The sequence below is a fragment of the Desulfobacter sp. genome, from assembly GCF_050177295.1.
On the sequence record NZ_JBFXHE010000110.1, the window covers coordinates 1 to 11,476 of the forward strand.

Genomic DNA, 11,476 nt, shown 5'->3' on the forward strand with positions numbered 1-11,476 from the left:
CTAAACCCGCAGCCGGTATGGTGGAGGTGGGCATCACCAATGAGGCGCGTCTGAGGCAAACGGCCCAACGGATGAAGTCCCGGGCGGGTGATGGTTTTGAAGCCTTCCTGATCCAGCCCCTGATCCAGGGGCGGCGGGAGTTTACCGCAGGCATGTTTCATGATCCCCAGTTTGGCCCGGTGATCATGTTCGGGGTGGGCGGTGTACTCACCGAAGCGTTAAAGGATATGGTTTTGCGGCTCGCCCCATTGTCCGGTGCAGACTTTGATGACATGCTGGATAATCTGAAAGCCAAGACCCTTCTGGGGTCATTCAGGGGGGAGGCGGCTGTAAATATTACAGAACTTAAATCCGTGCTCCGGGGCTTGTCTGACCTGGCCATGGCCTGCCCGGGCATCCGGGAAATTGATATCAACCCTTTGATTATCAGCCCGGACGGGTCCCCGGTGGCAGTTGACGGGCTGATGATTCTTGAAAAATCCGGGCCGTGTGACGCGCGTGTGCATCAAAAAATAGATTTCAAGGCCTTATACACCACGTTTTATCCCAAAACAATTGCCTTTGTGGGGGCCTCTGCAGTCCCTGGCAAATGGGGTCATCTTCTGCCCACAAACGCCTATGCCGGAGGATTCAAAGGCGAAATTTTTCTGATTAATCCCAAGGGCGGCACGATTATGGGCCGCAAAGTCCACAAGGACCTTGATGACATAGAAGGCGATGTGGACCTGGCTGTGGTAACCGTGCCTGCAATCCGGGTGATGGACCTGATTCCTGCCCTGGAAAAAAAGCATGTCAAAGGCATGGTGCTGATCACCAGCGGGTTCAGGGAAGTCGGGGACCAGGGCAGACAGCTTGAAGATGAGGTCATGGCCGCAGCCGGCAAGGCCGGTATCCTGGTCATCGGCCCCAACACCATGGGCCTGTGCAATCCCCATGCATCCCTTTATTTTTCCGGGGCAAATGCCTTTCCGCGTCCCGGCTCCACGACCCTTGTTTCCCAGTCGGGCAATCTGGGCACCCAGCTTCTGTCCTTTGCCGAGCAGCAGGGCATCGGCATCAGGGGATTTGTGGGCTCAGGCAACGAAGCCATGATCACCATTGAAGATTATATGCAGGCCCTTGAACTTGATGATCTGACCCGCACGGTGGTGCTGTATATCGAAAGTGTAAAAGACGGACCTCGGTTTTTTGAATCTGCCACCCGGCTGTCAAAAACCAAACCCGTGGTGGTACTCAAGGGCGGAAGAACCCAGGAGGGAGAAAAGGCCGCTTCCAGCCATACCGGGGCCATGGCCTCGGATGCAGGTGTGTTTAATGCGGCCTGCACCCAGGCCGGGATCATCCAGGTGGAGCAGCCCATGGAACTTTTAGACCTGTCTGTGGTTTTTTCATCCCTGCCCATGCCCAGGGGGGGGCGTGTGGCCATCATGACCCTGGGCGGCGGATGGGGTGTGGTCACCACAGACCTTTGCGCAGAATACGGGCTTGGGGTGCCCAAACTGTCCGGAGAAATCATTGAACGGCTTAACAACTGCCTGCCTGACTTCTGGAGTCATGGCAACCCCGTGGATATTGTGGGCGAAGGAGACCCGGAAATACCCATGATCTGCCTGGAGGAACTTTTAAAATGGGATGGGTGTGATGCGGTCATTCACCTGGGTATCCACGGCAGACGCATCCTGGTCAATGCCATGGCAAAGGCTGTGCTGAAAGCAGATCCCGGCATGACAAAGGAAACAGCAGATATGTTTATGGCAGGCTTTCTCAAAGAAGAAGAGGACTACACCAGATATGCCGTTGAAATGACACAGAAATACGGCAAACCCGTAGTCGGTGTCAGCCTTTTAACCGATGAATTGAGCCGCACCCTTTACCGTTATGACGATCTGGACTATAAGGGGGTATTTTTCCCCTCGCCGGAGCGTGCTGTCAAGGCTCTGGCCGGAATGGTCCGGTACAGAAAATGGCTTGATTCGGCAGGAACTAACAGATAACTCAAAATCAGGAGAGACGCATGAGCACAAAAGTTACCACTTCCAGCCTGATGAAGATGAAGCAGGAGGGCAAAAAAATCACGGCCCTCACCGCCTATGACTATCCCTTTGCCGCCATGGTGGACCGTGCCGGAATCGATATTATCCTTGTGGGCGATTCCGTTGGCATGGCGGTCCAGGGCTGGGACACCACCCTGCCCGTGACCATGGATGAGATGATTTACCATACAAAACTTGTGACCCGGGCCTGCACAAGATCCATGGTGGTGGGTGACATGCCCTTCATGTCCTATCAGAGCAGCCTGGAAAGGGCAGTTGAAAACGCCGGCCGGTTTTTAAAGGAAGCCGGTGCCATGGCTGTAAAACTTGAAGGCGGTGCGGATGTCTGTCCTGCCATTTCAGCCATGGCAAAGGCGGGGATACCTGTCCAGGCCCACATTGGTCTTACGCCCCAGTCCGTACATCAGATGGGGGGATTCAAGGTGCAGCGGGATGAAGAGCGGCTGCTCAGGGATGCCAGGGACGTTGAGGAAGCCGGGGCTTTTTCCGTGGTTCTGGAAGGCATTCCCGCTTCCATTGCCCAAAAAATTACCGATGCCCTGACCATTCCCACCATCGGCATTGGTGCCGGTCCCTTTTGCGACGGCCAGATTCTGGTGATCCACGACATGCTGGGCATCAATGAGGGGTTTATACCCAAATTCGTGAAAAAATACGTGGACATTGCAGCCCTGGCTGCCCAGGGGCTTGATGAATATATAAAAGAGGTCAGGGAGGGCAGTTTTCCGTCCCAGGACCATTCATACAAATAGAATTATGAATACTCCCAAGCGAAAATTTTCCGTGATCGGCTGTGGACGTGTGGGCATCGCCCTGGCCACATTCCTCTTTAAAAAAGAGTATGTACCGGCAGGTTTTTTCAGCAGGAGCAGAACTTCGGCCCAGGCCGCCAGGGCAGCAGCCGGGTGCGGCACCGTATTTGATACGGCCGCTGACTGTGCCCGGGCCGGGGGCATTGTTTTCATCACCACCCCTGACAGCGTCATAGCGTCTCTCTGCGGCGATCTTGCCCAACAAAACGCCCTGGGACCGGAAACCATGGTTTTTCACCTGTCAGGCGCCCATTCTTCAGAGATTCTTATCCAGGCAAAACAGGCCGGGGCCGTTGTGGGCTCCATTCATCCCCTGCAGTCCTTTGCCCCGTATGAACCGGGACAGGCAAGCCCCTTTGAGGGAATCAATATCTCTGTTGAAGGGGATCCCGATGCTGTTTCCCAGGGCAAGGACATTGCTGCAGCCCTTGGCGCCCTGGCCTTTGCCATCCCAACGGAATCCAAAACCCTTTACCATGCCTCGGCTGTGGTGGCGTCCAACTACCTTGTGACCCTGGTGCGGTTTGCCCTGGCTCTTTTAATGGAAACAGGGCTTCGGGAAGATGTGGCATTTGAAATTTTGTCGCCCCTGATCCAGGGCACTCTTTTCAATATCAGGTCCAGGGGCTGCACCCGTGCCCTGACAGGCCCTGTGGTCCGGGGGGATCATGAAACAGTCTCCCGGCACCTGGCTGACATTGACGAAAAAATACCGGAATTTTCATCCCTGTACCGTCTCCTGGGTGCCCATACTCTGAATATCGCCAGGGCAGGGAATGGACTGCCTGAAGAGGCGGAAAAAATAATGTCCCATCTTTTTGAACAAATTTAATATCATGTGTGATTGTGACCGTGCTGATGGTCATGTTTGCGGATGATCATATTTCTTAAGAGAAGCCCTGCCAGAATCAGGGCAGCTGCCAGCTCCACATTGTGGGGGATCACTTCAGCGGCCTGGCCGATTACAGCCGTTGCCTGGATACCCAGCAACTGGTAGCTTAAGTCCAGCAGGTACCCCATGGTCATGGAACAGACGGCGATCATGCTCAGGTAGATAACCAGGGCCCGGGTGCTGAAGATATTTTTCACCACTCCCATGGTGGCGGCATTGGTGGCAGGGCCTGCCAGAAGAAAAACCAGTGCGGCACCGGGGTTTATCCCTTTGAGGATAAGGGCCGCTGCAATGGGGGTGGAGGATGTGGCGCACACATACATGGGAATGCCTGCTGCCAGCATGACCAGCATGGAAAGAAATGGATTATTCCTGGACCAGTCGCCTAGTTCAGCAGGAAAGAAAAATGTGATAACCCCGGCAATTAATATGCCGATGGCAAATGGTTTGCTGATATCTGTTAAAAGATCGCCAAACGCAAAATTCAATCCCTGAATCAGGCGCCGGGACAAAGGCGGCTCTGCTTTTATTTTACCAGGTTCTTCTGCATCAATATCACCACAGCAACTGCAGGCGCACCCCGGATCCGGGATCACATCAAAAAAGGGATCTGCATTAACAGACTTCTCTTTTTTTTGCGGCTCACTACGGTTAAGAAAATTTTCTGTAATACCCGTTGCTACAGCGGTCACAAGGCCCGCAATGGGCCGTATTATCGTCATCACCGGATCCAACATGGCCCAGGATACGGCAATGGAATCCACGCCTGATTCTGGAGTGGCGATCATAAAAGCAAGCGCTGCTCCGTCATTGGCGCCCTGTTTTTTCAAGCCTGCCACTACCGGAATTACCCCGCAACTGCACAGGGGGATGGGAATGCCGAATAAAGCAGAAAGCAACACCGGTTTGATCCGGCCCTTCCCCAGGTATTTTTTGATTTTGTCTGCTTTGAAAAATACATAGAGCAGGGCCGCCACCAGAAAGCCGAACAGCATAAATACCGAGACATCCAGGTAAACATGCCAAATTTCTAAACATATTTGTTTTATTGTGTTTATCATTATGTTTGTCCTGATTCATTTTTTTAAATTAAAGGGCTTTTTACCTTTGTTAAATATATTCTACTTTTAATTGAACATATGAATTAATGTTCATATGTAAATATAAAATTAAAAAATATGTGTCAACCAATTTTTTAGGTTAAAGCAGGTTAAAAATGATATGGAAAGCGAAGAGACGGTGTAGGGCTGAGTTAAGAAGGGCTATATTTGCTGGTGGGTGATATGATCCAGGGTCATCTGGATCAAGGTGCGCACATGGTCATCATCCAGTGAATAATAGACCCGTTTGCCCTGGCGCCGGTTTTTAACGATCCGAAGGGCCCTTAAAAGCCTGAGCTGGTGGGATACGGCGGACTCGCTCTGGCCACACAGCACGGAAAGATCGCACACGCAATGTTCATGATGCAGCAATGCGGTGACAATTTTAACCCTGGAGGCATCACTTAAGGCTTTAAATGTTTCCGCCAAGCCAAAGATGGTGTCGGCCGCAGGCATTTGCTTTGCCGTTTTTTCCACCAGTTCCGGATTGATGCATTTTTCTGAACAGATATCCATTTTCAATCGATCTTAAACTTAAAAGGGCTGGTCCAAACACCTAAATTTTATGAAGGATCAGCGGCTCACGCCCTTCTGCCTCCAGGGCCTGGTTGGCCTGATCCAGAAGGGGTTTTGAGGAAATCACAGAAATGCCCTTGGCAGACTCGTCCCGGAAAAAATACCGGACTGCTGTTCCCACGACCTTTTGCTTGTCCATACCCAGCAGGGCATCCTTGAATCCCTTGCGGATCTCATCGGATAACTTTGTGATCCGGCGGTAAAAAGCTTTCATGGCTGAAGGTGCCGGTGTTTCAGGCTTGTCAATGTCCGAGCAAACTTGAAGTATTGCCTCTTTTACATCTGTCTGGGTAAACTGTCCCTGGGTGATGAAATCGCAAGCATCTGCGTAGACATCCAAGGTCTGTTTGATATGGGGGTCACGATAGGAACCAAATGAAAAAATACCCTCTTCCATATTGTACAGGGCAAATCCGCCGTATGCCCCGCCTTTTTCCCTGATTTCCCGGTGGAGAAACAGGGAACGCAAAAGTTTGGCAATTACGGACAGGGCCGGTGCGTCTTCATGGGAGATGCGCACCGCTTTAAAGGACTGGGCCACAAAAGAGACGGCTGTATTGGTCATCCACCCGTCGTAGGGCCGCAGGGTATCTGTTTTTATCTGGGGTGTATAGAAGGCCTGACTGCTGCCGTTGGGCAGGTTGTCGTAAATTTTTTCAATGCGCTTATCCGCCTGGAGCATGGACGTTGCAGATCCGATCACAGCAGGTTTGAAATTATCTTTTCTCATGACTGATGCAGCCATGGCAGAAAGGTTTTTTTCCAGTTCAGCCAGGGCCTGGGCGCATGTTTTTTCGTTATTCACCCTGCTGGCAAGATCCTTGATCCGGGTGTACTGTTCTATGCCATGCCACAGTTCATCAATACTGGCAGCGGTTGACAGATGCCGGGCAGACAGGGTTATGGCATACCTGTGTCCGGACCCGACAATGGAGGCTTCAAGACCAGCCTGATATTGTAGAATCAGGCTTTTGAGCCGATCATGGTCTTTAAATCCACCAGCATTGATATATTCGTCCACTATATCAAAGAGATGGTCAATATTTCGGTCCAGGGCTTTTCCCTGCAATGCCAGAAATGAGTGGCCTTCACCCTCCTGGTCAAAATAGGTGCCGGAAAAGGGAGACATGGAAATGCCGCCGGTATAAAGGTCCATACGTTCGGCCATCTGCACATAGGTAGAATTTTTTGTGCCTGCATTGGTAAAGGCCCGGGCGAAAAACGGGACCATGGGGAAAAGATCCGGCGCAATGTTTCCAGCACCTGCCGGGCAGGTAAAGTACAGGATGCCCGAAGTGGCCTTATCAAAGGCAGTGGCGCAGGTGATACCCTTGATGGTGTCAGGGTGAACGATTTCAATCTCAGGAGGCACGTCTTCAAGCGCCAGGGTGGGCAGAACATCCAGGTTTTCTTCTGTTTCCTGGCGTTCTTTCAAGGCTGCTGCATCCTTATTGATCTGCGCCACTTCTGCTTCACCCAGGGATTTTAGTTTTTCTTGAAGTTCGCGGCGTACATCCTCGGCCCGGCGGGTTTCAAGACCTTCATCCGGGGCAAGGGTAAACAGCAGCCTGTGGGGGTTATCCAGAAAATACCGACGAATACGGCCTTCCATAAAGGGGCCTTTGGCAATTTCTTCCCGCAGTCTTTTCAAATCACCATCAATGTTGATGGCGGATACGGGATCACCTTCATGAACCATGACTGAAGCAACGCCCACAAGCAGTTTGATGCCGTACGGGTATGGTGTATTGGTGATTTCTTTGCGGGAAAATTCAATCTGGTGGATGGCAGAATCAATTAAATGTTGATCAATGCCTTTGTCAGAAAGGGTTTCAAGGGTGTTAAAAATAATTCTCTCCACTTCTGGGACAGCAGTTACCTGAATATCTTTGAGTCCGCAGACAAACATGGTGTCCCGGTTATCTGAATCAAATCCTGTATCATCGCACAGGGCAGAACCCAGGGTGCTGTCAATGAGTGCTTTTCTCAAGGGAGATGCAGCATTTCCAAGAAGAATCTGTTCAAGCACCATCATAACCAGCACTTCAAAATGATCCGCGATATCAGGCGTCAGCCAGGCCACACATCCCTGGTATTTGGCGGCGATATTATCCGTGTCTGAGTAGGCATATGCCTGGGTCATGGCTTTAGGAGTCTGCCACCGGGGCTGTGAAGGCACCCGGGTGTCCATGTCAAGAAAATCAAATCTGGAGAGTACCTTTTCTTCAATAAAGTTTAAGCGTTCTTCCAGGGGCAGATCCCCATAAGTATAGAAATAACTGTTGGACGGGTGGTAATACCTTGTGTGAAACGCCTTAAGATCCTCGTGGGTAAGTTTTGGAATGTCTGCGGGTTCGCCGCCCGAGTTATTGGCATAGGTGGTATCCGGGTAAAGCCCTTTAAGAAGCGCCCGGGACATGATCTGGCCAGGTGAGGACATGGCTCCTTTCATCTCATTGTAAACAACCCCTTTGTATACCAGCTCTAATCCTTGGTTTTCCCCCGGTTCCAGTTCAAGCCGGTGGCCTTCCTGCTTAAAGCTTAAAGGATCAAGATCCGGAAAAAATGCCGCATCCAGATAAACATCCATCAGGTTGAAATAATCTTTTTTATTCTGGGTGGAAAAGGGATACATGGTCCAGTCTGATGCGGTGAAGGCATTCATGAAGGTGGACAGACTTCGTTTGAGCATGGAAAAAAAGGGATCACGGACCTTATATTTTTCAGACCCGCACAGCACGGTATGCTCAAGAATATGGGCAACCCCTGTGGAATCCGTGGGCACGGTTCTGAAAAATACCCCAAAGGTGTTTTCCTTATCCGCATTGGCAATGTGGATGTGGACAGCTTTTGTCTTCTCGTGGACCAGTTGGATGAGATAGGCGTTAATTACAGGCAGGTCCGATACATGTTGAATTCTGTAGCCGCTGATGGCCTGTCCGGGTATAAATGCAGTCTGATTCATATAAAAAATACTCTTAGAAAATTAAACTATTTTGTAAATTCCCCGGCTGACCCGTTGGATCTTTTTTATCTTATCCAGCCTGAAAATGATATTTCTCAATTTTTTATCGTCAAAACCTGTGGCCGCCTTAATGGTCTTAAAATTAGTGCCTTCCGGGTGGTTGCCGATGATGTTCAGTATAATGGAAGTAGCACTCTTTTTCCTTGGCGTCTGGATTTTGTTTTTCTGTTTGCTCGACGGATGATTTTGATAAATCATTTGTTCTAGCTTGTCAAGCCTCTTGTGAATATTAGCAATATCTTCTTTAGTTGGAATGTCCAGGCGATGGAGAAACATTTTAATAAAAGTCTCCCAATTGTTACTTAATTCGGTGGGTTCCATGTGTCAAGCCTCCTCTAAAATGATGTTTTCCGTTCTCTTTTTAATATGATGTTCTAGAAATTACTTCTTAATTCTACTAAAGTCAAGTCGTCCACATCTAAATATAGTAAAAAAGTATATGATGGCAGGCGTTAAATTTTATGGAAATTAATAAAAAACTGTGATTTACTGGTATCTAGTTTAAAGAAAATTTCAAAGGAAAACCGCTGCTGTCAATCTTTTATCCCCTTCCAAGGCTAAAAATGTGTGGCATATGGCGTTCTGGATATAAATAGCAAAAAAACGGAGAACAAAAAGGGGAATGACGCATCCTGGGGAGTTATTAAAGAGAAACGGGTTATATGCCGGAAAAGAACTTGGCCAGAACTTTTTGTCCAACCCGGCTACAGCCCGGATGATTGTGGATAGAACCGGGGTTGATAAAGAAACCACAGTGCTTGAAATCGGTCCGGGGTTAGGGGCGATCACTCTGCCTTTGGCAAAGGCCTGTAAGCAGGTTGTGGCCGTTGAAAAAGACCGCCGTATCATTCCTCTGCTTGAAGGGGAACTGGCCGAAGAAAAAATATGCAATGTTACGATTATCAATCAGAACATCTTAAAAACAGATATAAGGGAGATCGCAGGAACAGAAAAACTTGTGGTGATCGGGAATCTGCCATACAATATTTCATCCCAGATCCTTTTTCAGCTCGTTACAATCCGGCAGGTTGTGACACGCGCGTTTCTGATGTTTCAAAAGGAGCTTGCCGAACGCCTTCTTTCGTCAGCCGGCACCCAAAACTATTCAAGGCTTTCTGCGGTGGTTCAGTATGCATCAAAAATCAGCCGTGTTGCAGATATCAGGTCCAATGCCTTTTTTCCCAGACCCGAAGTGGACTCAACAGTCCTGCGCTTTGATTTCTTTGAAACCCAAGGGATGGAGGAAAAGGATGAGATCCTGCTGTTCAGCGTAATTAAAGCAGCATTTTCCAAACGAAGAAAAACCCTTCACAATGCCATGTCCGGGGGTGAAATGGGCTTAACAAAAGAGAGTGTGGGTATTGCCCTTGCAAATGCCGGCATTGACTCCTCCCGGCGGGCGGAAACGTTAAATGTCCAGGAGTTCATAGACCTGTCAAAGGCAGTTGGAGAGGTTTGCACCCGTGAATTATGATTGAATCAAGAATTTCCATCGATAAGCTGATTGACGTTGTCCGCCAGGGCGGCCGGGTTCAAACCGGGGTGGATGTGTATAACCGCAACGGTACCCTGCTTCTGGCAAAAGATGTGATGGTGGAAAAGATAAAACCGCTCGAAATCGTTCGAAAAAACGGTCTTCGGCAAGTGCCGGTGGCGATCAACGGCGGTGTGTTTGATGCATCTGGAAAAAAAATAAACATGGGATCTGCCGGCACACCCGGCCCCTTGCCCGGGGCATTTTCCGATCCGGAACCCATAAAAACCAAAAATGTGACCGAGCGGCTCAAGGAGATCCGGGAACTGCGCAGGTTTGCCGAATCCATAAGCATCAAAGCCCAGGCCGGCATAAAAACCGCTGTGAATCAAATCCGGCAGACAAAGGGTGAGTTTGATGTGGATGCCGTATCAGAGCAGGCAGCAGAACTTGCATCATTTGCCGACCAGAACCGCCACCCCTTTGCATACCTGCCAAGGGATTTGTTTTTCTATGATGAGTATTTTTACAGCCATGCCGCCAATGTCTGCGCCTTAGGTTCCCAGGTATTGCACCGGTTTAACCGTGCTTTTTCAAGCGCTGTGGAAAAATCGCTTTGGTCATCACCAGCCCTTGCCGGCAATGGATCTTCCGGAATATTTTCCTATTACTATCCCGGGGAGATAGATGAGATGTCCTTTGGCCTGTTCATCTATGATCTGGGCAAATCCATGGTGCCAGAGGCGCTTTTAAACAAGACCTCTGTCCTGAACAAAGATGAAATCGAACTGCTGCGCAGACACACCGGCGATTTCGGATTTACGATCATTGAAAAAAACCATCTGGACAGTACTGTACTCAGGAACATGATCCAATATCATCATGGGCCTATTTATGAGGGAGAGCCCGGGTGTTATCCTGTGGAACTGGCGTGCGGGATGATGCCGCCCTATGTCAGAATATGCAAACTGATGGACATCTATGACGCCATGATTTCCAAGCGCAGCTACCAGGATGCTGTTAACCAGGTTACTGCCGTCACCGGCCTGTTCCGCAGTTACGTACACAAAGACCCCATCCTTCAGTTTATTCTCCATGCTTTTGTTAAAACCGTAGGGCTTTATCCGCCGGGAAGCATTGTTTTTCTTAAAAGCGGACAGATGGCCTATGTCCTTGAAAGCGAGGGCCCCCTTATTATTCCTTTTACAGACAAAAGCCAGTCCCCATTGACATTCAAACCGGATCCTTTTAACGCCGGGGAACAGACCGGGGTTTTTGCCATAGACAGCAACAGAAGCATCAGACAGCCAAAAAAAATCTGGAACTGCCTGCCTGCATTTATCAGGGAAATTGCCCTGCCCGGGGATCAGGCAACACCAGAAGTTACTGCAGTTTCTAACACATAATTCTGCCTCTTAGGGCTTAAAAAGCGCTGATACACTATCTCCTGTATGGATGTGCTTGATGGCTCTTGCAAAAAGCGGTGCCACGGATAAGGATTTAAGCTGGGGAAACTGTTTTTCTGCAGAGATATACACCGTGT

The 11,476-nt window shown here is 49.6% G+C and carries 9 protein-coding genes; 5 read left to right on the plus strand and 4 right to left on the minus strand.

The window, feature by feature from the left end; all coding sequences use genetic code 11:
- From AB7U36_RS09945 to AB7U36_RS09955, 3 genes are all read left to right on the plus strand, one after another.
- On the plus strand, positions 1-1,994 hold a 1,994-nt coding region (locus tag AB7U36_RS09945; protein ID WP_428159627.1), incomplete at its 5' end, for an acetate--CoA ligase family protein.
- A gap of 20 nt (positions 1,995-2,014) precedes the next feature.
- Entirely contained in the window at positions 2,015-2,806 is a 792-nt protein-coding gene (panB, locus tag AB7U36_RS09950) for a 3-methyl-2-oxobutanoate hydroxymethyltransferase (protein ID WP_428159628.1), read from the plus strand.
- 4 nt (positions 2,807-2,810) lie between these two features.
- Entirely contained in the window at positions 2,811-3,698 is an 888-nt protein-coding gene (locus AB7U36_RS09955; protein ID WP_428159629.1) for a Rossmann-like and DUF2520 domain-containing protein, read from the plus strand.
- Positions 3,699-3,700: 2 nt separating this feature from the next.
- Here AB7U36_RS09955 and AB7U36_RS09960 read toward each other — a convergent pair whose 3' ends face one another.
- The 4 genes from AB7U36_RS09960 to AB7U36_RS09975 all read right to left on the minus strand — a co-directional run bounded on the left by AB7U36_RS09960 (position 3,701) and on the right by AB7U36_RS09975 (position 8,780).
- Positions 3,701-4,816 (minus strand): SO_0444 family Cu/Zn efflux transporter, encoded by a 1,116-nt coding sequence (locus tag AB7U36_RS09960; RefSeq protein WP_428159635.1) that lies wholly within the window; start codon positions 4,814-4,816, stop codon positions 3,701-3,703.
- A 204-nt stretch (positions 4,817-5,020) separates the two neighbouring features.
- Positions 5,021-5,374 (minus strand): ArsR/SmtB family transcription factor, encoded by a 354-nt coding sequence (locus AB7U36_RS09965; RefSeq protein ID WP_428159630.1) that lies wholly within the window; start codon positions 5,372-5,374, stop codon positions 5,021-5,023.
- 40 nt (positions 5,375-5,414) lie between these two features.
- Complete coding sequence (locus AB7U36_RS09970; protein ID WP_428159631.1) at positions 5,415-8,399, minus strand: insulinase family protein; 2,985 nt, start codon at positions 8,397-8,399, stop codon at positions 5,415-5,417.
- A 21-nt stretch (positions 8,400-8,420) separates the two neighbouring features.
- Positions 8,421-8,780 carry a hypothetical protein gene (locus AB7U36_RS09975; protein WP_428159632.1) on the minus strand — a complete coding sequence of 120 codons (360 nt, stop codon included), beginning with the start codon at positions 8,778-8,780 and terminating at the stop codon, positions 8,421-8,423.
- A 301-nt stretch (positions 8,781-9,081) separates the two neighbouring features.
- On the opposite strand from AB7U36_RS09975, the gene rsmA reads away from it, so the two are divergent.
- Positions 9,082-9,933, plus strand: a complete 852-nt coding sequence (gene rsmA, locus AB7U36_RS09980; RefSeq protein ID WP_428159633.1) for a 16S rRNA (adenine(1518)-N(6)/adenine(1519)-N(6))-dimethyltransferase RsmA — start codon at positions 9,082-9,084, stop codon at positions 9,931-9,933.
- On the plus strand, positions 9,930-11,339 hold the full coding sequence (locus AB7U36_RS09985; RefSeq protein ID WP_428159634.1) for an HD-GYP domain-containing protein: 1,410 nt from the start codon (positions 9,930-9,932) through the stop codon (positions 11,337-11,339). The genes rsmA and AB7U36_RS09985 overlap by 4 nt, the downstream gene beginning before the upstream one ends.
- Positions 11,340-11,476: the final 137 nt, after the last annotated feature.